This window comes from Alkalibacterium pelagium, assembly GCF_900109325.1.
GTDB classification, from domain to species: Bacteria; Bacillota; Bacilli; order Lactobacillales; family Carnobacteriaceae_A; genus Alkalibacterium; species Alkalibacterium pelagium.
On sequence record NZ_FNZU01000015.1, the window covers coordinates 49,711 to 74,673 of the forward strand.

Annotated in this window: 19 protein-coding genes and 2 pseudogenes; 17 read left to right on the forward strand and 4 right to left on the reverse strand. The window is 31.8% G+C overall.

The window, feature by feature from the left end:
• The first annotated feature begins 127 nt into the window (after positions 1-127).
• The 16 genes from BMX79_RS10985 to BMX79_RS11060 all read left to right on the forward strand — a co-directional run bounded on the left by BMX79_RS10985 (position 128) and on the right by BMX79_RS11060 (position 18,594).
• Positions 128-871: a YveK family protein gene (locus BMX79_RS10985; protein WP_091482615.1), complete on the forward strand. Its 744-nt coding sequence runs from the start codon at positions 128-130 to the stop codon at positions 869-871.
• 12 nt (positions 872-883) lie between these two features.
• Positions 884-1,585 (forward strand): CpsD/CapB family tyrosine-protein kinase, encoded by a 702-nt coding sequence (locus tag BMX79_RS10990; protein ID WP_246117697.1) that lies wholly within the window; start codon positions 884-886, stop codon positions 1,583-1,585.
• A gap of 18 nt (positions 1,586-1,603) precedes the next feature.
• A complete protein-coding gene (locus BMX79_RS10995; RefSeq protein WP_091482618.1) occupies positions 1,604-2,374 on the forward strand; it encodes a tyrosine-protein phosphatase in 771 nt (256 codons plus the stop codon).
• 21 nt (positions 2,375-2,395) lie between these two features.
• Complete coding sequence (locus BMX79_RS11000) at positions 2,396-4,249, forward strand: polysaccharide biosynthesis protein (protein WP_091482620.1); 1,854 nt, start codon at positions 2,396-2,398, stop codon at positions 4,247-4,249.
• A 16-nt stretch (positions 4,250-4,265) separates the two neighbouring features.
• Positions 4,266-4,928: a sugar transferase gene (locus tag BMX79_RS11005; protein ID WP_091482622.1), complete on the forward strand. Its 663-nt coding sequence runs from the start codon at positions 4,266-4,268 to the stop codon at positions 4,926-4,928.
• Positions 4,925-5,785 carry an NAD-dependent epimerase/dehydratase family protein gene (locus BMX79_RS11010; RefSeq protein WP_091482624.1) on the forward strand — a complete coding sequence of 287 codons (861 nt, stop codon included), beginning with the start codon at positions 4,925-4,927 and terminating at the stop codon, positions 5,783-5,785. The genes BMX79_RS11005 and BMX79_RS11010 overlap by 4 nt, the downstream gene beginning before the upstream one ends.
• 14 nt (positions 5,786-5,799) lie before the next feature.
• On the forward strand, positions 5,800-7,050 hold the full coding sequence (locus tag BMX79_RS11015) for a glycosyltransferase family 4 protein (protein ID WP_091482626.1): 1,251 nt from the start codon (positions 5,800-5,802) through the stop codon (positions 7,048-7,050).
• Positions 7,026-8,069 carry a polysaccharide biosynthesis protein gene (locus BMX79_RS11020; protein ID WP_091482630.1) on the forward strand — a complete coding sequence of 348 codons (1,044 nt, stop codon included), beginning with the start codon at positions 7,026-7,028 and terminating at the stop codon, positions 8,067-8,069. The genes BMX79_RS11015 and BMX79_RS11020 overlap by 25 nt, the downstream gene beginning before the upstream one ends.
• Positions 8,069-9,178 carry a polysaccharide biosynthesis C-terminal domain-containing protein gene (locus BMX79_RS11025; protein WP_091482633.1) on the forward strand — a complete coding sequence of 370 codons (1,110 nt, stop codon included), beginning with the start codon at positions 8,069-8,071 and terminating at the stop codon, positions 9,176-9,178. The genes BMX79_RS11020 and BMX79_RS11025 overlap by 1 nt, the downstream gene beginning before the upstream one ends.
• Before the next feature lie 2 nt (positions 9,179-9,180).
• Positions 9,181-10,305 (forward strand): non-hydrolyzing UDP-N-acetylglucosamine 2-epimerase, encoded by a 1,125-nt coding sequence (gene wecB, locus BMX79_RS11030; RefSeq protein ID WP_091482636.1) that lies wholly within the window; start codon positions 9,181-9,183, stop codon positions 10,303-10,305.
• Positions 10,306-10,310: 5 nt separating this feature from the next.
• Positions 10,311-11,516: a glycosyltransferase gene (locus BMX79_RS11035; RefSeq protein ID WP_170231039.1), complete on the forward strand. Its 1,206-nt coding sequence runs from the start codon at positions 10,311-10,313 to the stop codon at positions 11,514-11,516.
• Between the two features lie 720 nt (positions 11,517-12,236).
• The gene (locus BMX79_RS12825; RefSeq protein WP_373419241.1) at positions 12,237-12,911 is read left to right on the forward strand and encodes a hypothetical protein; all 675 of its coding nucleotides are present in this window, start codon (positions 12,237-12,239) and stop codon (positions 12,909-12,911) included.
• Between the two features lie 327 nt (positions 12,912-13,238).
• On the forward strand, positions 13,239-14,219 hold the full coding sequence (locus tag BMX79_RS11045) for a glycosyltransferase family 2 protein (protein WP_091482647.1): 981 nt from the start codon (positions 13,239-13,241) through the stop codon (positions 14,217-14,219).
• Positions 14,220-14,630: 411 nt separating this feature from the next.
• Complete coding sequence (locus tag BMX79_RS11050; protein ID WP_091482649.1) at positions 14,631-15,590, forward strand: glycosyltransferase family 2 protein; 960 nt, start codon at positions 14,631-14,633, stop codon at positions 15,588-15,590.
• Between the two features lie 169 nt (positions 15,591-15,759).
• Complete coding sequence (locus tag BMX79_RS11055; RefSeq protein ID WP_091482652.1) at positions 15,760-16,755, forward strand: nitroreductase family protein; 996 nt, start codon at positions 15,760-15,762, stop codon at positions 16,753-16,755.
• Between the two features lie 624 nt (positions 16,756-17,379).
• On the forward strand, positions 17,380-18,594 hold the full coding sequence (locus BMX79_RS11060) for a polysaccharide pyruvyl transferase family protein (protein ID WP_091482655.1): 1,215 nt from the start codon (positions 17,380-17,382) through the stop codon (positions 18,592-18,594).
• 245 nt (positions 18,595-18,839) lie between these two features.
• Here the strand turns inward: BMX79_RS11060 and BMX79_RS11065 are convergent.
• A pseudogene (locus tag BMX79_RS11065) lies at positions 18,840-20,009 on the reverse strand (IS256 family transposase).
• Positions 20,010-20,333: 324 nt separating this feature from the next.
• Between BMX79_RS11065 and BMX79_RS11070 the strand changes: the two are divergent.
• The gene (locus BMX79_RS11070) at positions 20,334-21,794 is read left to right on the forward strand and encodes an oligosaccharide flippase family protein (protein ID WP_091482659.1); all 1,461 of its coding nucleotides are present in this window, start codon (positions 20,334-20,336) and stop codon (positions 21,792-21,794) included.
• A 169-nt stretch (positions 21,795-21,963) separates the two neighbouring features.
• Here BMX79_RS11070 and BMX79_RS11075 read toward each other — a convergent pair.
• From BMX79_RS11075 to istB, 3 genes and pseudogenes are all read right to left on the reverse strand, one after another.
• Positions 21,964-22,593: pseudogene (locus BMX79_RS11075) on the reverse strand (IS30 family transposase); the annotation flags it as partial.
• Between the two features lie 96 nt (positions 22,594-22,689).
• Positions 22,690-24,203 (reverse strand): IS3 family transposase gene (locus BMX79_RS11080; protein WP_091482663.1). Its coding sequence is split into 2 segments (ribosomal slippage): positions 22,690-23,585 and positions 23,585-24,203, totalling 1,515 coding nucleotides; the frame shifts between segments, so codons are not numbered across the junction.
• 136 nt (positions 24,204-24,339) lie between these two features.
• Positions 24,340-24,963: IS21-like element helper ATPase IstB (gene istB / locus BMX79_RS11085; RefSeq protein ID WP_143059445.1), on the reverse strand; the 624-nt coding region annotated here is incomplete at its 5' end.

The window sequence follows — 24,963 nt, forward strand, 5'->3', positions numbered from 1 at the left end:
AATTTAATAAAAATTAATATATCGTTCACCCCGTACAAAGATGTTATTTTATATGCTATTCTATAAACTATGATAATTTGTTAATAGATAATAGTATAAATATTCGGCGTGGCAACAGGAGGATAAGATGGAAGAGGAAATCAGTTTAAAAGAATTATTTGAAATTTTGAAAAAAAGAATAGGGTTAATTGTCAGTATGACACTACTAGGTTTGCTTATAGTTTCAGCTTACACGTTTTTCATAGCAACACCAGAGTACAGTTCAACCACCCAGTTACTAGTCAATCGTACTCAGCAGGCAGATGCTATTCAGCGTTCAGATATTGATACGAATGTTCAGTTGATTAATACATATAAAGATATAATCAAAGGCCCAGTTATACTAGATGAAGTCAGAGATGAACTGAATCTTGATTTATCTCATTCTGGACTATCAAACAAACTCACAATATCTAATGAAGCAAACTCGCAGGTCTTTTCGATTCGCGTGGTTGATACGAATCCTTACAATGCAGCAACCATTGCTAACACGACTGCAACGGTTTTCCAAGAAAACTTAGATGAGATTATGAACGTTGATAACGTGACTGTAATTTCTCAAGCTGAACCTAATATTAATCCTATATCTCCCAATCATATGCTGAATCTGGTTATTGGACTCGTCTTAGGTGGAATGATCGGAGTAGGTCTGGCCTTCTTACTTGAATTTTTGGATAATACAGTAAAAGATGAAAAATTCATTGTTGAAGAACTGGGTTGGACTAGTCTTGGGCGTATTGCAGAAATGTCAGCCGATGAATTAAAATCAGACGGCCGACAGGCTTTACCACAACGCACAAATGAGACAAGTAATGTAAGGTCAAGGGTCTAGGAGGAAAGCATGATGATATTCAATAAAAAGAAAAAAGTAGAGACAGCTGACCGACCTGGCTTGGTAGTGGTTAACAAACCGTCATCGGTCGTTTCAGAACAGTTTAGAACCATACGTACGAATATTCAGTTTTCTATGGTGGACGAAACTCTAAGAACTGTGGTAGTGACTTCGGCCGGACCAGCATCCGGGAAGTCTACAGTATCAGCGAATTTGGCAGCGACTTTTGCTTCAAAAGAAAAGAAAGTTCTACTGGTAGATGCGGATTTACGCAAACCAACTGTGCATAAAACATTTAAAGTTAGAAATAATGATGGACTGACGACGTTGCTTACTGATCGTAATGCTGATCTAGATGAAATGATTTACCGTACGCATACAGATGGATTGTATGTACTGACTAGTGGAGCAATTCCGCCCAATCCAGCAGAATTACTCGCGTCCAAACGTATGGAAGAAATCAAAAAGGAAATGTTGGATTACTTCGATATAGTTATTTTCGATATGCCACCACTATTAGCAGTAACTGATGCTCAAGTAATGGCCTCTAAGACGGATGGTGTATTATTCGTTATACCTAAGGGCATGGCTAATAAAGATGAAGTATTTAAAGCAAAAGACTTATTGGAGAAAGTACAGGCAAACGTGCTTGGAGCAGTCTTAAATCGTGTAGATAAATCTGACGATAACTATTATTACTATTACGGTGAATAATTAAAGGGTGTGTAATCAATGATAGATTTACATTGTCATATACTTCCGGGAGTCGATGATGGGGCTCAAACATTTGAGGATTCTATTCAAATGGCAAAACTTGCTGTGGAAGAAGGAATCACACATATTCTGGCGACTCCTCACCATCAGAAACGAAGTTGGATCAATGCCAAAGCTGATGTCATAATGAAAGTCAGCGAGCTTCAGTCAAAGCTGGATGCCAGAAATATCGACCTTACTATTTTTCCGGGACAAGAAGTCAGCCTTTACGGAGAATTAATCAAAGATATCGATAAGGATGAAATTCTCTTTACAGACGAAAGTCAAACGTATGTTATGATCGAGTTTCCAACAGTGTCTATTCCAACATATGCAGAAAGATTGTTTTACGAGCTGCAGTTAAATGGGAAGACACCGGTCATTGTGCATCCTGAAAGAAATCATCAGATTCTAGAACATCCTAATCGGTTAAAGGATTTTATCGATAAAGGGGCCTTGGCTCAATTAACTGCTGCTAGCTACACTGGAGGATTCGGTAAGAAAACCCAAAAAGTTAGCCGACAGCTGATTGAAGCCAATCTGGTTCATTTCATCTCATCAGATGCCCATAATACAGGTAATCGTGCTTTTCATATGAATGAAGCTTATGATTTACTAACAAAAGAATATGGTCGAAGTATGAGTAATGCGTTTCATCAGACGACAAAAGATCTGATCAACGGAGACCCGGTAATTACTCTTGAAACTTATCAAGTGAAAAAAACATTTTCTACAAAGTGGTTTAAATAAATAGAGAAAGGAGTAAACCAAATGAATCGGAACCTGAAAAGATACATTCTTTCGGCACTAGATACTTTTTTTATTATATTTTCATGTATGTTTGCCTATTTTTTTCTTATTCCATACATCAATTTACCTCAGCGTTCTTATATATTTGGCATCATACTACTTGTATTGATTTATAATATTATTGCTACTAAAACACGTATGTTCGATCGGATTAATCGGTATACGAGTATTAAAGAAACACTGTCACAAGCCGGAGTCGTATCAGCTGCGTTTCTAATAGGGGCTCTTTTAACAACTATAGTTTACCGTGGGTATAGCTTACGTGTACTATTTCTTTCTTATATAGTAGCGGTCTCACTTATAACAGGAAGTCGAGTGTTATGGCGTATATATGTGGAGCATAAAGAAAAATTGACCATGCTTGGTCAGTCTAATGGTATCAAACCAGTCAAGACTTTAATTGTGGGTGCAGGAGCAGGAGGCTCACTCTTTATTCGTCACATTAAAAATGATCCGGCTATTGAATTGGTCGGTATCGTAGATGATGACAGTAATAAAGGCAGAACTATATTGTATGGTGTCCCAGTGATTGGTACAACTAAAGATATAGATAGTATTCTCGTTGATTACGATGTTGAACAAATCACTGTAGCTATTCCTTCCTTATTATCAGAGAAACTAGAAAAACTAGTACATAAAGCTAATGAGGCAAATATAAAAATTAACCAAATGCCTTCGGTAGAAGACATAGTTTCTGGGGAATTTGAAGTAAACACCTTTAAAGAAATTGATGTAACGGACTTGCTTGGACGAGAAGAAGTAAAGTTAGATATGGAAAAAATTTCGACTCAACTTTCTGGTCAGACCATATTAATTTCTGGAGCAGGTGGGTCAATTGGATCTGAGATTGCTAGGCAAGTGATACGCTTTTCACCTACACGTTTACTGTTGCTAGGTCACGGAGAATACTCAATCTATTTAATTGAAAAAGAATTAAGAAACTTAAAACATAAGGGTGTAGAACTCATCCCAATTATCGCGGATATTCAAGATAGAGATCGAATTTTTGAAGTGATGGAAGAGCACAAGCCAGACCGAGTATATCATGCGGCTGCACACAAACATGTTCCATTAATGGAGTATAACCCAAGAGAAGCTGTAAAAAATAATATTTATGGTACTAAGAATATGGCTGAAGCTGCAAAAGCAGCAGATGTGAAAAGTTTTGTGATGATTTCAACAGATAAAGCCGTAAATCCTCCTAATGTTATGGGAGCTACTAAACGTATCGCTGAGATGATAGTAACTGGACTGAATGAAAAAGGGAAAACTAATTTTGTAGCTGTTCGTTTTGGCAATGTACTGAATTCTAGAGGATCGGTCATTCCATTGTTTAAAGATCAAATTAAGAATGGTGGCCCTATTACTTTAACGGACTTCAGAATGACTCGTTACTTTATGACGATTCCTGAAGCTAGTCGATTGGTTATTCAGGCCGGTTCATTAGCAAAGGGCGGAGAAATCTTTGTGTTAGATATGGGCAAACCGGTAAGAATATACGATTTAGCTAAAAAGATGATTAAATTGTCTGGTCAAACAGAAGCTGATATTCAAATCAAAGAAACGGGAATTAGACCTGGTGAAAAACTATTTGAAGAACTTCTGACCAGTGACGAAAGTACTCATGAACAAGTCTTTGAGAAAATATTTGTTGGGGAAGTAACTAACTCATCAGTTAATGATGTTTTGGAATTTGTGAAGAGAATAGAAATGTTATCTGAAGAAGAGTTGAAAAAAGAATTAATTTCATATGCCAATAAAAATACAACAGATCAAGAAACTGGTAGAGAAATTTTAAAAGTGTCATCTATTTAATAAAAGGAGTCAGATTATGAACTACTTAAAACTAAAAAGAGGAATTGACATAGTCTTATCTTTATTAGCTCTAATTGCTTTATCTCCTTTATTCTTAATTTTGTGTATTGCAATAAAACTAGAATCAGAAGGACCTATTCTATTTAAACAAAAGAGAGTGAAGCAATATAAAAAACATTTTTATATTCTGAAATTTAGAACAATGAGGATTGATACTCCAAAAGATACACCAACTCATTTATTAACTAATCCAGATCAGTGGATAACAAAAGTAGGCAAATTTCTTAGAAAGACCAGTTTAGACGAGTTGCCACAAATTTTCAATATCTTAAAAGGTGAAATGAGTATAATCGGTCCTAGACCTGCTTTATGGAATCAATACGATTTAATAGAAGAAAGAGATAAATATAAAGCCAATGATGTACCAGTTGGTCTATCGGGATTGGCTCAAATAAGTGGACGAGATGAACTAGAAATAGGTGTTAAAAGCAAAATCGATGGAGAATATGCGCAAAGCATTGGTTTATGGATGGACATTAAGTGTTTCTTAGGTACACTTATCAGTATTGTAAAAAGTGATGGAGTCGTAGAAGGTGGACCAGGTGTTAACGTAACGAAGAATCCACACTACAAAACAGAATCTTCAAAAAATAAAACTGAGGAGTCAGCTACATCATGAAGAAAATATTAATCACTGGAAAAGGTAGTTATATTGGAACAAATTTAATTAAATGGCTTGAAAGTAAAGAAGAAGAATATTACTGTAAAGAACTTGATGTTAAAGGAGACTCATGGAAAACATATGATTTTTCAACATTTGATATTGTTTTTCATGTAGCGGGAATTGCACATGTATCAACTAATTCAGACTTAGAAGAACTTTACTATAAAGTAAATAGAGATTTAACTGTAAAAGTAGCAAAAAAAGCTAAAAATGATGGAGTACACCAGTTCATATTTATGAGTAGTATGATAGTTTATGGTGATGGAACCTTATCGAATAAAGTGATTACTGAAGAAACGGCACCAAATCCAAGTAATTTTTATGGACGTAGCAAATTAGAAGCGGAATTCGCAATAAATGATTTAAGTGACCAAAGCTTTAATGTCGCGATACTCAGACCACCAATGATTTATGGAAAAAACTCTAGAGGAAACTATCCTAAATTATCTAAGTTAGCTCAAATGATTCCGATTTTTCCAAATATTGATAATGAAAGAAGTATGCTTCATATCAATAATTTGATGGAACTATTGTATTATATAATCAAATATAATGAATCTGGATTATTTTTTCCTCAAAACACTGAATATATAAAAACAAGTGAATTGGTTAAAGAAATTTCGGACGTCCATAACAAAACTCTATTGTTAACAAAGTTGTTTAATCCTCTTATTTCTCCATTTATCAACAAAATAACACTATTAAATAAACTGTTTGGCAATCTAAAGTATTCCAAAAGACTTAGTGAACTTACATATAATTATCAAATCGTAGATTTTAAAGAATCAATAAAATTAACAGAGTTGGATTAAGGATGTTATCATTAATGAAAAAACATATATTAGTTATTTCTCAATATTTTTATCCAGAACAGTTTAGAATTAATGATATTTGTACAGAATGGGTAAAGAAAGGTTACAAAGTAACAGTAGTGACAGGGATACCGAACTATCCTGAGGGGAACTTCTTTGAAGGATATGGAATGTTTAAAAAAAGGAAAGAAACTTATAATGGCATTGAGATAATTAGACTCCCACTAATACCTAGAAAGAAATCTCCAATATTTTTAGCTGCTAATTATGCATCTTTTGTTTTATCGGGTTATTTATGGAAAGTACTCACTAAAATCAAGGCGGATATCGTCTTTACTTTTGAAGTCTCACCTATGACTCAAGCATTGTTAGGTGTTTGGTATTCTAAAAAGTTTAAAGTGCCATCCATACTGTATGTTCAAGATTTATGGCCAGAAAATTTAAAAATCGTAGGTGGAGTAAATAATCCAATCATTATCAAAAATATAAAAAAAATGGTTGATTATATTTATAGGAATACAAATTTAATATTAGCTACATCACCTAGTTTTAAAGATCATATAGAGAAAAACACAACTGACATTAACCGAGTTAGCTATTGGCCACAGTATGCAGAAGAGTTTGAAAACAATCTACACCCTATTGAAAATGACGTTAGTATACCTAAAGACGATGTATTTAATATTGTATTTGCAGGAAATGTTGGATATGCACAAGGTCTTGAAATACTTCCAAAAGCTGCTTTGTTATTGAAGGAGACTAATACAAAAGTAAGATTTAATATTATTGGAGACGGAAGATATAAAGAAGAACTAATCAATATTACAAAAAAAGAAAATATAGAGAATTATTTTAATTTTATCGATAGGCAACCTGCAGGAAGAATACCAAAATTTTTAACAGACTCTGATGTGGCATTTCTAAGTTTTGCTGAAAATGAACTATTTAATAAAACTATACCTGCAAAGCTACAAACTTATTTAGCCAGTGCAGTACCTATATTAGGGTCAGTATCGGGAGAATCGAAAAGAATAATTTTGCAAGCTGAATGTGGGATTGTTAGTCCTCCTGGAGACGAAAATTTACTTGTGAAAAATATAAAGAAGCTTCTGGAATACGACGATTTAAAATTAAAACAAATGGCTGAAAATTCTCATAAGTATGGAAAAAAACATTTTGACAAAAATCACTTGTTAGAAGAAATGGATATTTATATTCAAGACTTATTAGGAGGGGAAACATGTTTAAAGACAGAACGTTATTAATCACAGGAGGAACTGGATCGTTTGGAAATGCAGTACTTGATAAATATTTAGAATCAGATTTAAAAGAAATCCGTATTTTTTCTCGAGATGAATTGAAGCAAGATGAAATGCGTCATAAATATCAACAAATTGCTCCTGAGTATAGTAATAAAATCAAGTTTTATATTGGTGACGTTCGTAATCCTCAAAGTATACGAGACGCAATGTACGGAGTGGATTTTGTGTTCCATGCTGCAGCATTAAAGCAAGTGCCATCATGTGAGTTTTTCCCCATGGAAGCAGTACGTACTAACGTAGTCGGCACAGAAAATGTATTAAATGCAGCAGTCAAAGAAGGAGTAGAAAAAGTAATTTGTTTATCTACAGACAAAGCAGCTTACCCAGTGAATGCAATGGGTACTTCAAAAGCAATGATGGAAAAGGTTGCAGTTGCGAAAGCTCGAACTGTTTCACCTGAACGTACTGAAATTTGTGTTACTCGATATGGAAATGTTCTCGCATCACGCGGTTCAGTCGTTCCTTTGTTCATCAATCAGATGCGTGATGGTAAAGAACTAACAGTAACTGATCCTAATATGACTCGATTCATCATGACTTTAGAAGAAGCAGTAGATTTAGTAGTGTATGCTTTTGAACATGCTGAATCTGGAGATATTATGGTTCAAAAAGCTCCTGCATCTACGATTGGAGTCTTAATGGAAGCCACTAAGCAAATATTCAATCCTAAAGCAGAAAGTAAACAAATTGGTATTCGCCATGGGGAAAAAATGTATGAGACGCTTCTTACAAATGAAGAATGTGCCCATGCAATCGATATGGGAGACTTTTATCGCGTTCCAGCTGATACTCGTGATTTAAATTATGACAAATATTTCTCAGATGGAGATGAAGACCGTAATTTACTAGAAGAATTTAATTCAGACAACACTAAATTAATGACAGTTGCAGAAGTAAAAGATAAATTGCTAACCGTGCCGATGGTTCAAAAAGAGTTAGAAGCATGGGAGGCGGGTCATTAATGAAGATTTTAATTACTGGCTCAGAAGGATTTGTTGGTAAAAATCTAGTAATTGAGTTAAAAAATAGAGGATATCAAGACTTATACCTTTATGACAGAGAAAATTCTTTAAAAGATTTAGAGAAATGGACATTAGATTGTGATTTTATCTTCCATTTAGCAGGGGTAAATCGCCCTGAGAGTGAAGACGAGTTCATGGAAGGAAATGCCGATTTAACATCTCAAATAACACGTATGTTAGAAAAAAATAATAATAAAGCACCTATCATGATATCTTCATCTATCCAAGCTGAAAAGGATAACTCTTATGGTAAGAGTAAAAAGGCTGGGGAAGACTATATCTTTGAGTACGGTGAAAGAAATAATATTCCAGTATATGTTTACAGATTTTCCAATCTTTACGGAAAGTGGAGCAAACCAAATTATAATACGGTCATTGCTACTTTTTGTCACAATATTGCTAATAGTCTACCAATTCAAGTAAATGATCCTACTGTTGAAATTACATTTCAATATATCGATGATGTAGTTAATGAACTGATTAACTGTTTAGAAGGAAACGGCTCAAAAATTGGTAAATATTACGATGTTACAGAAAAAAATACTCGAACTTTAGGAGAAGTCGCTCAATTGATTAAAGGTTTTAAAGAAAGTCGTAAAACCTTAGAAGTTCCAGATATGAGGGATTCTTTTACTAAAAAATTATATAGTACATATTTGAGCTTTTTACCAGAGGACGATTTTTCTTATAAACTGAAAATGAATCAAGATGACCGCGGTTCTTTCACAGAATTTCTAAGAAGTCCAGACCGCGGACAAGTATCAATTAATGTCTCTAAACCTGGGATTACAAAGGGCCAGCATTGGCACCACTCGAAAAATGAAAAGTTTTTAGTCGTTAAAGGGAACGGAGTAATCCGATTCCGTAAAGTGGGTGAAGACAAAGTTATTGAGTATCCTGTGAATGGAGAAGAATTAGAAGTAGTTGATATTCCAACAGGTTATACGCATTCCATTGTGAATACTGGAGGAGAAGAAATGGTAACTGTAATGTGGGTAAATGAGCCGTTTGACCCTGATAACGCAGATACTTATTATTTGGAGGTCTAGAATTGAAAAAGTTAAAAGTAATGACTGTTGTAGGAACACGTCCAGAAATTATCCGTCTTTCAGCAGTAATTAACAAGTTAGAAGCGTCAGATGCAATTGATCATGTTCTAGTGCATACTGGACAAAACTATGATTATGAACTAAACGAAGTTTTCTTTGAAGATTTTAAATTAGGAAAACCTGACTACTTTTTAAATGCTGCAATTGGAACTCCAGTTGAAACGATAGGCAATATATTGATTAAAATTGATCCTATACTAGAAAAATTAAAACCAGATGCTCTGCTTGTATTAGGGGATACTAACTCTTGTCTTACAGCAATTGCAGCTAAAAAGAAAAAGATTCCAATTTTTCATATGGAAGCAGGTAATCGCTGTTTCGACCAACGAGTACCGGAAGAAACAAACCGAAAAATTGTAGACCATGTAGCAGATATTAACTTAACTTATAGTGATATTGCTCGTGAGTATCTCTTAGCGGAAGGGTTACCAGCAGATCAAATCATCAAAACAGGTAGTCCAATGTTTGAGGTTTTAGAAACTCGTAGAGAGGATATCAAAAACTCAGAAGTACTCAAACAATTGAATTTAGAAAAAAGTGAATATTTTGTTGTATCTGCACATCGAGAAGAGAATATTAACTCGGAGAAGAATTTTAATGGACTAGTTAGCAGTCTAAATGCCATTGCTGAAAAATACGATTTACCAATCATTGTCAGTACACACCCAAGAACTCGTAAGATGATTGAAGAAAAAGACATTACGTTTAATGAAAACATTCAGTTAATGAAACCATTAGGCTTTAACGATTATAATAGCTTGCAATTACACTCTAAAGCAGTGTTAAGTGATAGTGGTACGATTAGTGAAGAATCTTCTATTTTAGGGTTTAGAGCCTTAAATATCCGAGAAGCTCATGAACGACCAGAAGCAATGGAAGAAGCGAGTGTAATGATGGTAGGTTTAAACGAAGAAAGAATTATGCAAGGCTTAGAGGTACTTGAAACTCAAGAAAAGGATACATTGAGATTAGTTAGTGATTACAGTATGCCAAATGTATCGGAAAAAGTTTTAAGAATTATATTATCTTATACAGATTATGTAAACAAAGTTGTATGGAGGAAATAGTTATTATGAAAGTATTACAAATTAATTCTGTTTGTGGGATTGGTAGTACTGGTAGGATTGCTACTGATATTCATGATATCTTAATTGAAAAAGGTCATGATAGTTACATAGCATATGGAAGAGGGAAAGTTAACAAAAATAAAAATATTATTAAAATAGGAAATAAATTAGATATTTTTCTTCATGTTATATTAACTAGATTATTTGATAAACATGGCTTCGGTTCAAAAAAAGCAACGAAATTATTTTTAGAAAAAGTTAAAAAATTAGATCCGGATATAATCCACCTTCACAATATTCATGGCTACTTCATTAATATTGAATTGCTTTTTGATTATATTAAAAAATATAATAAGACTGTAGTTTGGACGCTGCACGATTGTTGGTCTTTCACTGGACATTGTACTCATTTTGAATATGCTGCTTGTGAGTGTTGGAGATTAGATACTCAAATTAAATGTATCCAAAAAAATAAGTACCCAACTAGTTGGATTATAAACAATTCTATAAATAATTTTAACCGAAAAAAAAGTATTTTTAATAATGTAGAATCATTAACGTTAATAACACCTTCGTATTGGTTAAAGAAAATTGTGAAACAGTCTCAACTAAGAGATTACCCTATTCAAGTTATAAATAATGGAATAGATACTGACATTTTTAAACCTAGAAGTAATAATTTTAGAATCTCTTATAGATTGGAAGAAAAGTTTGTTATACTAGGTGTTGCAAGCGTATGGAATAAAAGTAAGGGAATAGATTATTTCATAAATCTCTCAAATAAATTAAATGATAATGAAGTAATTGTATTAGTGGGTTTGACAGAAACACAAATTAGAGAAATGCCTAAGAATATTATTGGAATATCTAAGTTAAATAATATAGAAAAATTAGCAGAAATATATTCAAGTGCAAATGTTTTTTTTAATCCAACTCTTGAAGATACGTATCCAACTACCAATTTAGAAGCTATATCTTGCGGCACACCCGTAGTAACCTTTAATACAGGTGGAAGCCCAGAAAGTGTGGATACTAACATGGGCTCAATTGTAAGTTCTACTAATATAGACGAGATTTTAAATACAATTCGTAAGTATTATAATACATCTTGGGAAAAATCAAAAGAAATGCACGAAATGTCTTTGAAAAAATTTAATAAAAATTTAAATTTTGATAACTATATCGAACTATATCAAAGCTTATTGCATTAACCATATAAGAGTATTTAAATTAATTAGACTTTGTAATATAGTGAAAAAGAAGGAGTTTAAATGAAAATAAAAAATAAACAATTAAAATCTTACCCTTTTATTTTTATAGTGATTATTTTTACTTTTTTTATATACAGTAATCATGAAATGGAATATGATTACTCTGTATTAGTTACTAATTTTATCATTATAATATTAAGTTTAATATTTATGGTATTAGGAGATAATTATAACTTCAGTCTAAACAAGGTTCTGATGTTATTCTTCTTCTTCTTTTTTGGAATTGCTCCAATAATACAGTATCAACGAGGTATTGTATTATGGAGTTATGATCTATACTATTCAAGTTATGATTATTACAGAATGAATGTGATAATCATACTCATTATGATTTTATACCAATTTCTATACAGAATATTTTCGAAATTTAAAAGTAGTAATATTGAAAAAACTATTTTAAGTAACAATGAGATAAGCTTCAGATTTATATCTCATAAGAAGATACTTTTGTTATCATTTTTTAGTACATTTTTAATAATTATAATCTTTGATTTCAGCTTATTCAATATGATCTTAAGAGATGGTAATAATATACTAAATAATAGTACTCAAATATTAATTTTTAATTATTTCATAAGACCGATTCCACTTATATGTTTAATATATTATAAAATAAATAAGAAGATGGTTTCTTCTAAAATATCTAAGAATGAATTGATATTGTGGGCATTTGCCCTTTTAACAAATTTCCCTACTGGAGCACCTCGTTTTTATATTGCGGCATTATATATACCTTTATTGATTTTGTACATCTATAGAATAAAAAAACGTTATCTTTCTCTTAATAAAATACTTATTTTTGGACTTCTATTTGTTTTTCCATTTTTGGATCAGGCTAGAAGTGTCAATAGTTTGAGTGAGCTAAAATTTGGATTTGATTTTAAGATGTTTACACAAGGCCATTTCGATTCATATCAAATGTTCATGCAAGTTGTTAATGAAAATATAATAACTTACGGTAATCAGTTACTAACATCATTCTTTTTCTTTGTTCCTAGAACAATCTGGACTAACAAATCTGTTGGAAGTGGAATGTTAATAGCTAATCAATCAAACTTTTATTTTAATAACGTATCAATGAATTTTTTTGGAGAAGGCTATATTAATTTTGGTTATTTAGGAATAATATTGTTTCTTATTATTATTTCTTATCTAAACGCACGACTGGACTTAATATATTGGTCTGATTCAGAAAACTCAGCAAACAATATACTTTATTTGTTGAGCTTAGGGTTGTTATTTTTCGTTCTAAGAGGAGATTTACTTAGTGGATTTGCTTTTACTTTTGGATTGTTTATTAGTGCTATACTTGTATTTCGAATCATTAGAGTATAATTTATCAATATAATAAATACCTTTTATTAGTAACACTTAAACGATAATTTTTCGTGAAGGGGATATGCTCTCGTAGCATAAATTCTTATTATAGGGTTGTTTTTTAATAATACAATTACTTAAATACCGATTCTTAAATATTTTGAAGATAGAGCTAATTAAACTATTAGATTTCATCTTAAATAGTTTTCAAAAAAAGCGTAAAATAAATAGGTTCTGAATAAATTGTGGTTCTATAATGGAGATTAAAGAATCAAATTATTTATATCTTCTGGATGAATTCAAATTCAAGAAACATTTATAAATTTCATAAGGAGTTTTGATTTAATGACCACTATTTCATATATTATGCCAACATTTAATAACATAACTTTACTGAAAAGATCTATAGCCTCAATAGTTAAAGAATTAAAAAATACTGATGAGTTAATAATAATCGATGATGGAAGTACTGATGGTACTACTGAATATTTAATGGAAAAGTACTTTGACACTCCAAATGTTATCATATTATCTCAGACTAATAATGGGTCAGGATCAGCTAGAAATAAAGGAATTGAAATATGTAATTCCGATTACATATGGTTTGTAGATTCAGATGATTACATCCTAGAAGGTTCTTCTGATATTATAAAAAACCATCTAAATAAAACCCCTTGCGATATACTATATTTTGACTATCTAACTTTTGATGGGAATTTTGAAGAGTATAAAAATATTGGAATTGAAATTAAAGACAAGACTGGGCTTATGTTTACTCAACATTACCCATGGAATAAAGTTATTAAGAAAAGTTTATTTGATGGAGTAAAATTTCCAAATCAGAATATAAGGTATGTTGATCAAGGTACTATTCCGGTGATAATCAGTAAAGCAAACAGTATTGATTACTTAGAACGAGCTTTATACTATTATGACTATAGTAATACAAATAATGTATCAAAAAAATACAAAAAAAATAATGATATTTACATTGCTTTTAACCATCTTATATTTTATTGGGAGAATGGTGTATTTAACAAAGAAGAAATCGAAAACTTATACATAAACACTTTTTTATTTTCGCATGTATATAATATTTCTGACATTAGATTGTGTTCTATATACAAACACGCTATGACTATATCAAAATATTTAAATAACAACTTTTCTAATTGGAAAGAAACATTTCATATGAGAAAAAGGGATATAAATAAACGAAAGACTAATATAGATAAGTTGAAAATAAAAATAATTATAGCTCGAATATTTATATTTTCCCCTAGAATAGCTTCTATAGCTATTTATTTATTAAAAAAGCTTAAATGATTTTTCGAATATTTGGTAGGTCCTCTATACAATGCGTTAAATAAAAATAGATTATATTGGATAGACAAGAAATTAAAATATGTGATTTTACAATAGAAATAGCTAAAGCTCAATTAAAATTATTCATAATAGTCTTATATATAATCGTACGTTTATAAATACACTTTGCAAGAAATACAAACAAAGATTAAAAATTTTGAGATGACATTCTAGGTAAATTTGAATTAAAAGTAGTTACATAAATTAAGAAAGCTCAATATTTAATCCTATTCATTTGAAAGATGAATAAGGATACTAAAGCTAGACCAAAAAAAATAATTGAGTTGTAAAAATGTATTTATTAAATATATATCTAATTGTAAATATTTATTGAAGAATAGGAAAATATATTAAATAGGTGGGAGTTTATAAATGTACAATTTATCAATAATTATACCACATTATAACTCAGTAAAAACGCTAGATAGGCTACTGAATTCAATACCTAAAAAAAAGGATATTCAGATAATAGTTGTTGATGATAAAAGTAATGAACAGTTACAAGAATTATCTGAATTAATCAACAAATACAAACGTAATGTCTATTTCATTAAAAATATAACTGCTAAAAAGGGAGCTGGAGTTTGTAGGAATATAGGACTGGAAATAGCAACAGGGAAGTGGATTCTCTTTGCCGATTCAGATGATTATTTTAAGAGAACGATGTATGAAGATGTTTCTAAATTTTTCACTTCTGAATTTAATATTGTATACTTTACACCAACAAGTATTGACAATGAAACGGGTCTTAATTCTGATAGACACATCCAATATGAAAATTTAATAAATAATTTCCTGGAAAATCCTAACCGAGAAAATAAAAATAATTTAAAATATAAATTTCATGTTCCTTGGTCAAAACTAATTAGGCGAGATTTTATTGTAGGAAATTCAATACAATTTGATGAAGTATTAGCCTCTAATGATGTAATGTTTTCTGCTAAAATGGGATTTTATACTAATACTTTTGAAGTTAGTAAAAACATAATATACTGTTCCATACGAGATAAAGGAAGCTTAACTACTCAGATAAACGAGGCAGTTTATGATTCTCGTTTGAAAGTGTGGATTAACTATTATAATTTTTTGAAAGATAATCTTAGTAAAGACGAATTTAAAGGTTTAAATATTCAAACTAGTGGGCGGGGATTTTTAATTAAAGCAGTAAAGTATAGATTCAATATATTTAAACTCATTAATATATACTATCAACTAAGAAGAAACAAACTTCCAATTATTGATAAAAAAATAATCAATCCACTTTTTTTGATTAGAACACTTAAAATTCATTACCAACAATATAAATATGAAAAAAAATATTATACAAAATAATAAAGTCTTTAAAATAATGACTTAAAAGTAATGTATGTTATCAAGAATCCTTTGGATTCTTAAACTCTTATTAATATTCCGGATGATAAACTATTTAGTGAACAGTCTAGTTTGATATGAAAACCACTTTATAAAGAAGTAATTAAACATAAGAAAGAAGGATTTTGACTTGAGAAAATACGTTAGTAAACTTATTCCGCAATCAGTCAAGGACAATAAGAATCTATGGTTAAAAAATAAAGAAATGGAAAGAGTAATAAACAATGATACTAATAGGTTTAAAAAATATAGCTATGTACCTGGAAAATTAAATTATTACCAAATAGAAGCTAGATTGACTAAAGAGTATCATTCGATTGAGAAAGGTTTATCATATAATAATTTGCGATTAGGATTTGGAAAACGAGTTATCGATAATATCATTGCCCTTATGAAGGATTATAGAAAACAGGGTTTCCCCCTGAATGCTCACGTATATAGCACTGCTTTAAGTAATTTAAATAACTATATTAAAATACATAAAGAAAATAATTGTGATGTTAGTGATCTGGAAGAGGATTTTAAAATCCTAATGGAAGGGTCTGACTTGAAAGATACGGGTGGAGTTTTACATCTTTCAAAAGAAGAGATATTAAAAAAAACAAAAGGGGATTATAAAGATTTTTCACAAAGTAGGCATAGCGTTAGGGATTATTCTGAAGAGCCAGTTTCTTATGAAATAATTGAAGATGCTCTTCAACTAGCTACTAAAACGCCATCAGCGTGTAATCGGCAAACTTGGAAAGTGCGTATTGTAGAAGAGCAAACGTTGAAAAAGTTCATTCAAAAAAATCAGAATGGAAATAGAGGTTTTGGTGATTATATTGATAAATTTATAATTATTACTACTGATGTCCAATACTACGATAGAATAAGAGAAAGAAATCAAGCGAATATTGATGGTGGAATGTACGCTATGAACTTGCTATATGCATTACATTATTATGGAATTGCGACAGTCTCTTTAAGTGCATCATTAACAATTGAACAAGAAAATAATTTAAGGAATAAATTCAATATCTCTGATGCAGAAAACTTTATAATGTTTATAGGACTAGGGCATTATACGGAAGAATTTAAAGTTCCGAAATCTGATCGAAGAAAAGTCCAATATGAAAAGTTTTAATGTTAGTATAATTATTGTTTCCATTTTTTTAAAATGTTTTTATACTGATTCAATACTCAAATATTTTCCGATTACACAATGTCTTATTCTAGCTGTTCAATAAACAATAGAAAAATTTTATAATATTAATCTGTGAGGACAATCTGCATACCTAGAGTTTACGTACTCCAACAGTTTGATATGTAAGTTTGATTGATAATTCGTAAAGTGTTCTGAAATGTTAAACCATACAAAATCTAAGTTTTAAGAATTATATATCGAATCTGCTTAAAAATACTTTTTGACTTTAGAAGTCAGATTATTATTTCTAATAATCAGTATTTTTAACTGAACTGTTGAAGCCATTTGTAGTATGGAAGAGGAAGTGAATTGATATTCTTTATTAATATTTTTTTGATTTACTAGCTTGCAAAAATCTGTAAAGTTCCGATGTATTTCGAGTTACCATGGTAAGACACATCTTGTTATTGTTAATTAAGTATTATAAGACAACTTTTCTTTTGTTTCTACTTAAGTGTAATCTATTCAAGGTTTGATATTCTTATCATATTTACATTCAAATATTTCAAAGTCTAAAATTAAACTAGAAGTGAATTAAAACAAACAAAACTAAAGGAGAAGATAATGAGTAAATATATTGTTATTACCGGTGGTCAATTATATAACAAAGGTGCAGAAGCTATGACATACTTAGCGGTGGATGAACTAACAAAGAAATATCCTGAAGCTAAGATAGTGGTTTTATCTACAAAGGACTTCGAACGACCAGAGTATGAAAAGAAGAAATATAAGTTTGAGATATTACCAAGAGAATCTCGTGTACTATTTCCCTTGACAACGGGTAAATTAAAGGTCAGAGGGTACTTACAGCAATTAAAATCATTACTTAGAAAAGATAAGTCATATATTAAAGAAACTTATAGACTTAAAAAAATATTAAAAAATACAATTATGATGGTTGATATTAGTGGTTTTGCCTTATCTTCTCAATTCAATTCAGAGCATTCTGTGAATTATTTATCACGTATATTTATTGCTGAAAACTATAATATTCCCTTTTATATAATGCCACAATCATTTGGTCCTTTTAACTATGATACTGAAATACAAATGAATATGGATAAAATTATCAAAAAAGCATTATCATATCCAAAAGTTATTTATGCGAGAGAAAAAGAAGGTTATAGCTTATTAAAGAATAATTTTAGTTTAGATTTAAACTTAAAGTATTCAATGGATAGTGTACTTGTGACTAATGATATTAATTTAAAAAACATTTTTACTGAAATTCCAGTAACTAAAAAATATCCAGAAGCTAAAGGTGTCGCAATCGTGCCTAATATGAAAACTTTTTCTCATGGTAATAAAGAAGTAATTTTAAAAACATACAAGAATGTAATTGATAATTTAATTCTGAAAGGTAAAACAGTTACTATTGTAAGACATTCTTACGAAGATATAGAAGCTTGTTTAATGATTAAAGATCTTTTTAACGAAGATGATTCAGTTGTTTTGATTGGTGATGATATGAGCTGTATTGAATTTGATAATTTAGTAACACAATTTGATTTCATTATTGGTTCGAGATTTCACTCTATAGTTCATGCCTATAAAAATGCTGTTCCAAGTATTGCATTAGGTTGGGCTACAAAATATAAAGAATTATTAGAAGAGTTTAATCAGTCAGGTTATATTTTTGACGTACGTAAAAATATCAATCAAAAAGACATAATTGCTAAAGTAAACTATCTTTTGGATAATCATGAATATGAATCTACTGTAATAGCAGAACGCTTAAATAAAATCCAATCATCTAATCCTTATAACTCTATAACATAAAAAATCTATATAAAACTAATGATATTATGGTATATCCATAAAAGATAGAATCATACAAATTGTTAAGATTGAATAAAATCCGTTCGCAATTATATGATACCTTTAAATATTAATTTCGAGAGTACAGAGGGGTTATTAATTTAAAATAGTTATATTCAAGTTTAATTTACTAATACTTTTAATAGATAAGTTAGATAAGTCAAGTCCATAATCCTGTGTAAAATACTATACAATGTTTTACCGCTCTATGATTGATTAAACTTAATATATTTTCTTGTAGAGCTAAGCCGTTCTTCACGAAGGTCCATAAGGACAGCTCCAATTTATCGATTGGCGGACGCTCGGTTGGGAAAAATCCGAATAACCTTTTCTCTTCTGCGGACTTCCTGGTTCAGTAGTTCAAGAAGGTTGCTGCTTTTTAGCCAATTATGGTCACTTCCGAAAACCGTAAATTGAAAGGCATTTTCAAAGCCATTATCCAATGTTTCACTGGCTTTTGTATATTTAGCCTGGTCTAAATATTCACCGACTAAGGATTCTTAGCTGTTCGAGCGAGTTTAATATCCTTAAACTTAAAGATCGTTTTTACTGCTTCTCTAAACGAATTTGAATTCTTTTTGGGATGGAACTGAAGATGTTTCTTAAAATGAACCTGGCATCTCTGCCAACTTGCGTTGGTAAATGACCTACGAATAGCAGATACTAATCCTTTATGGGCATCAGAAATGATTAGTTCTGTCCCTTGTAGGCCGTGGTCTTTTAAGTATTCAAAGAAGATGGACCATATGTCATCACTTTCTTCATTTTGAATCATGAAGCCAATGATTTCACGATTATCACCTTCTGTAATCCCGATGGCCATATGGGAGTTTTTAGAAGCACACGATGGTCTTCACGTACTTTTATGTAGATAACATCTGTCATCAGATGAGGATAATTCGTACCTGAGAGTGAACGGTTCTGCCATTCGTTGACCATTGAGTCCAACTGCTCAGTCAGGCTAGAAACAAAAGATTTCGATACAGATTTTCCGCAGAGTTCTTCAACATTCTTTGAAACTTTATGGGTAGAAAAATCTGAGACATACATCTCTAACATTGAAGCAAGCAGTGCCTTTTCATTGCGCTGATAACGCTCAAACACCGTCGGTGCAAATTCACCATCGCGTGTTCTAGGCACTTTTAATTAAAGTATACCCACACGAGTCGTAAAATCTGGCTCATAATAGCCATTTCTTTGACTCTGACGACTTTCTGATTGTTCATAGTCATCGGATTGAATATATTCTGTTCCTTGATTTTCCATCAATTGGTTAAAAACAGTGGTTAAAATTTTTTAGACACATCATTTTTTACCGAATGTTCAATAATACCTTGAACCTCTTCATTATTTAGTGTTAAATGTACTTGGGTCATGTAACGTCCTCCTAGGTATATTTTTGTGGTTAAAAACATTGTACCGTAAAAGGGCTGTTACATGGCCTTTTAACTTTTACACAATTATATGGACTTTATCAATAGATAGGAATAAAATTTAGAATATACTAAAATGCAAAGAATTATAAATTTGGCGTTCTTAAATATCTCAATATTAAAGGTAGTGAGCAAGAAGACCATGTGTCTATATAATGTTTTTTTATTCTATATAATTTTATAAAAAATACAATGATTTAATTAAAAAAGTTTAAGTAATTACTGAAATTGTAGAATTACTGATAATTTGAATGGAGAATAAAAACTATGCCAAATTTAAGACGACAAGCTGTGGATGGGGTTTTATGGACATCATTAAGAACAGTAATTACCTCACTTGTAAGTCCAATTTTATTGTTTGTAAAAGCTCGTTACCTCACACCATTAGAGTTTGGGATTTTAGCTATAATTAATATATTTCTTACACTTATAAACATTATTGAGAACTTCGGCCTAAGCACAGCAATTATCCAAAAGGAAAAGGTGACAAAAGATGAAAGCTCTTCACTATTTTACTTTCAAATATTGATATGTATAATTATTGGTAGCATATTAATATTACTTTCCCCTTTATTCGCAGAAATATTTGAAATGAAGGCACTTCAAAACCTTCTGCCTTTACTAAGTATAGTAATCTTCTTAAATGGTCCGATAATTTTATTTACAGCTTTGTTAGAAAAAGATTTTCACTTTCAAGAGTTATCTATTATACAAATAATAAGAGAAATTTTCATATTAATTTCTACTACATTGTTTTTGATTTTTGGCTATGGATTGACTGGAGTAATTATAGGCCAGATTGTTTCAGTACTAGTTATGGTTTTTCTAACATTTTATGTATCTTTTAAAAAAGATTTATTTCATTTAAGAATCCATTTTAGATTCAAAGATGTGCAACCTTTTCTAAAATTCGGTGCATTTATAGCATTTAAACAAGTAATGACTCAGATGACCCATCACATCGATGAATTAATTATTGGCTACTTTTTTTCAACCGAAGTATTAGGTCTTTATCATTTTGCTAAAAACATATTAAATAGATTACGTTCTATAATAACTACTGCCTTTTCCAAAGTATTATTCCCAATATTATCGAAAATCAAAAATGATATCTCACTTTTGACAAATATTTATAACAGGTTATCAAAATATATTGGTGTGGTTACATTTCCAACTTTTGTAGGTATAGCAATTACAGCTAACTATTTTATACCTGTATTTTTTGGGGATCAATGGATAGATAGTGTTGTATTTTTTGTTATACTTTCCTTTGCATACATACCCTATATGTTGACAGCAAATTTAGCTTCTTATTTATTATACTCTGTTAACAAGCCTAATCTAGTATTGTATACAGATATAATTGTAAATAGTTTCTATATTTTACTCTTGTTACTATTATCTTGGTTGCAATCTGAGATAAATATAATTGTAATTTTGTATGCTGCGTACCTAATTGTTAAAACTTTAACATTACAAATAATAACTAGCTTTTACTTAAAAAGCACGTTTATTGAATATTTGAAGTTATTTAAATATGTGATACTCGCAACCTTCGCTATGTCTTTAGTAGTCTTAGGGGCTCAGTCAATTTTAAATAATACATTAGATAATATGCTTATATTAATTATTAGTGTAGTAATAGGTTTCGTAATTTATTTTACAATCTTATACTTGGTAGATAGAGAAACCATCAATGAAATGAAAAGTTTAATACTGACTCGATAAATTTAAAAGCAGACTCAATATGGCTATCAAATCTGTAACTGTCAAGTAGAATTGTGCAATTTTGCTAAATAACTTTGTGCTTGAGTTGTAAAGTTAAATGCAACACTTACTGTTACATGATTCGATGAACTTAAATCTCTTTACTTCTTCCCCTAGGGGAAGAGAAATTTTAAATACTACATTGTAGAAAATACTCTTCTGATGAACGTAACCCTATCACTTCTTTAATCCTTCTATTGATTGCCTGAGCGGCTTGATCGATATCCATTTCTGAAAAAAGTTGGATGGATTTTCCTTTAGGAATGAATTCCCTCAAGAGTTTATTGAAGTTTTCGTTTGAGCCCCGTTCCCAGGATGCGTAGGCATGACAAAAATATACGTCTGTATTGAGTTCAGACATTAAGGCGAATTCCGAATCATTATCAAAAGTGATTGAAGCAAATAGGTTAGGGTTATCTGCTAGAATCTCTTCAAAGGCATTTTTAACCGTTTGACTTTTATAGTCGCTGATTTTTTTAGTAATGGCATAGCGTGTTTTCCTCTCCACCAAGGTAATGATTGCCGGTTCATTTTTCGTTTTCTTCCCTTTAACCAAATCAGCTTCCCAGTGTCCAAATGTTTCTCTTGATAATACGTCCTCTGGACGATTGGTGAAACTGGCACCTAGGATTCTTTTGTTTTTGCCCTTAGGATTACTATGTTGGTTTTTTCTTGGTTTCAGAAGATACATGACAGGTAAGTCATGTGGTTTGATAGACAATAGACCTTGACGTATATAAGAATAAACAGTTTTAAACGTAAGCGATGAATAGCTGAGTACCTACAAATAAAAATCGGATGTTTATGGCAAAATAAAAGTCTAGAACAGGAGGTGCGGATGTTTTTTTGGACTTTTTCAAGCAATTAAACCTAGTTTCGTTCTGTAATCAATCGGACTGAGACCGCCTAGAGACAATTTTATTCTTTTGTTATTGTACCAATGCAGGTAATCATCAAGTAGTTCAATGAATGCGTCAATTGAAATATTGTCCCATTTAAAGCCATAGAAGAACTCATTTTTAAGTCTACCGAAAAACCCTTCACAAGCCGAGTTATCCGGTGAACATCCTTTTTTAGACATGGACTGTGTCAAACCGTTGGTTTTAATCCTTTCAATCCAACCTGGCCATCTGTAGTGAGCTCCGCGATCAGAGTGTATGATTGGCTTTGAATTATCAGCGAGTGTAGCAAGCGCCTGATCAAACATACTATTAACGAGCTCCGCATTCGGTTGGGTACTGATAGTCCAACTAACTATAGCCCCGTCAAAACAGTCGATAATGGGTGATAGATAGACTTTTCCGGCTGAAATCCGAAATTCTGTAATGTCCGTCAACCATTTCTCATCAGGCACTTCAGCTTTGAAGGCTCGTTGAATAAGGTTAGGTGTAGCTGGGGTGATTTCACCGGCATAAGAACTATATTTTTTCTTGGTTACTGACCGAACAATGAGCTTTTTTTCTTTCATCAGTCGTCTAACAACTTTCTCGGAAACGACAATATGTCGTTTTTTTAGAACGTCATGCATACGACGATAGCCATAGGTACGACGACTTTCAATAAAAATGTCCTTAAGCATTACCCGTAGATCAGCATATTTATCCGGAAGCTTAGCCTGACTTCTGTGGTAAAAATAACTACTCTTAACTAAATCCAGATTCTCTAGTAAAAGTGCCAATGGATAATAGGTTTTTAATGCATCAATCACTCGTGTTTTTTCTTTGTTGGAGAGATGTTTTGGATTGATGCCCCATTCTTTTTTACAAGTTCGGCAGACTTTTCCAAGATATCTTTTTCCATTCGTAGTCGATAGACTTCTTGTTTTAAAACATCAACTTCATTTTTCAACCCTTCTAGTTGGGGGTTGTCAGGCATATTCGACATATTTGGTGGAAGCTCCTCTCCGATGAGCTCCTCTTTCCAATCATAGAGCGTTTTACGGGTGACCTGCAGGCGCTCAGCAATTTTTTGGACAGAGGTTTCTCGGCTCACAAGATGGATAACGGCCTCTTTTTTCTGCTCTTGAGAATAGTTTAACTTACTGCGCCTGATTTTACGAGCTTCAGGGGCAAGTTCTTTACACCAATCGCTAAGAATGTTTCTGTCTGGATAGCCCAACATGCGAACAGTTCTAGAATAATTGCGCCCGTATTCGATATAGTGATCAACAGCAAATTGCTTTTCTTCTTGAGTAAATTCACGTTTTCTTTTTGAAGTCTTAGAAAGATCACCGTTCTCTTCATACTCCTTAAACCATTTGTACAGAGCTTTTGAAGAAGGATAGCCCAGTTCCTGAATAACTGACGCTAGTGAGTATTCGTATTTGATATAAAGTTTTACAGCTTTTATTCTTTCTTCGTAAGAGTACATGGACATTCTCCTGACTTATAGTTGTCCAAGATTATGTCCGCACCCCCTTAAACTGTACTTTTATTTTGCCAGAAACAGCACTGTAACTGTCAAGTAGAATTGTGCACTTTTTGCCAGATAACTTTGTGCACTTTTGTTACATGAAGACTGATTCTCGATGTTTCATTCTATGACTCTCTCCATTCAAATGAATAACTTCACAGCGATGAAGAAGTCGATCCAGAATAGCTGTCGCTATTCCTTGATCACCAAGCATCTTGCCCCAGCTGTCGGGTCCTTTGTTTGAAGTTAAAATGATCGAACTTTTTTCATACAAGTCACTGACTAGCTGGAAAAAGAGGTTGGCTTCTCTTGTTTCCATTGCCATAAACATCATGTCATCAATCACAACTAAATCTGCTTGTCTTATACGCCTCAATCGAATGGCTGATTTTCGGACGTATTCTTCAGTTTTAAGTAAGGTAATCAACTCACCCATTGAAACGAATGCCACTTGTTTCCCTTGGTCGATAGCTTCCAGTCCAAGGCCAATAGCTAAATGAGTTTTACCGACGCCTGGTGGACCTAAGAGGACCAGGTTGAATGTTTGATCCAACCAGTCGCATGCTCTTAATTGAGAAATCTGACGTTTACTAATCGAAACTGATTCGGTCGTGTCAAAGTCCTCTAAGGACTTTTCGAAGGGAAATTGCGCCCATTTTAAATGTTTCTGTCGTGTTTTCTCTTCGCGACGCTGTTCTTCATGGTCGCATATAGCGAC

Coding starts and splice junctions, on each gene's coding strand:
- BMX79_RS10985 (WP_091482615.1), top strand. CDS start 128: ATGGAAGAGGAAATCAGTTTAAAAGAATTATTTGAAATTTTGAAAAAA.
- BMX79_RS10990 (WP_246117697.1), top strand. CDS start 884: ATGATATTCAATAAAAAGAAAAAAGTAGAGACAGCTGACCGACCTGGC.
- BMX79_RS10995 (WP_091482618.1), top strand. CDS start 1,604: ATGATAGATTTACATTGTCATATACTTCCGGGAGTCGATGATGGGGCT.
- BMX79_RS11000 (WP_091482620.1), top strand. CDS start 2,396: ATGAATCGGAACCTGAAAAGATACATTCTTTCGGCACTAGATACTTTT.
- BMX79_RS11005 (WP_091482622.1), top strand. CDS start 4,266: ATGAACTACTTAAAACTAAAAAGAGGAATTGACATAGTCTTATCTTTA.
- BMX79_RS11010 (WP_091482624.1), top strand. CDS start 4,925: ATGAAGAAAATATTAATCACTGGAAAAGGTAGTTATATTGGAACAAAT.
- BMX79_RS11015 (WP_091482626.1), top strand. CDS start 5,800: ATGAAAAAACATATATTAGTTATTTCTCAATATTTTTATCCAGAACAG.
- BMX79_RS11020 (WP_091482630.1), top strand. CDS start 7,026: ATGTTTAAAGACAGAACGTTATTAATCACAGGAGGAACTGGATCGTTT.
- BMX79_RS11025 (WP_091482633.1), top strand. CDS start 8,069: ATGAAGATTTTAATTACTGGCTCAGAAGGATTTGTTGGTAAAAATCTA.
- BMX79_RS11035 (WP_170231039.1), top strand. CDS start 10,311: ATGAAAGTATTACAAATTAATTCTGTTTGTGGGATTGGTAGTACTGGT.
- BMX79_RS11045 (WP_091482647.1), top strand. CDS start 13,239: ATGACCACTATTTCATATATTATGCCAACATTTAATAACATAACTTTA.
- BMX79_RS11050 (WP_091482649.1), top strand. CDS start 14,631: ATGTACAATTTATCAATAATTATACCACATTATAACTCAGTAAAAACG.
- BMX79_RS11060 (WP_091482655.1), top strand. CDS start 17,380: ATGAGTAAATATATTGTTATTACCGGTGGTCAATTATATAACAAAGGT.
- BMX79_RS11070 (WP_091482659.1), top strand. CDS start 20,334: ATGCCAAATTTAAGACGACAAGCTGTGGATGGGGTTTTATGGACATCA.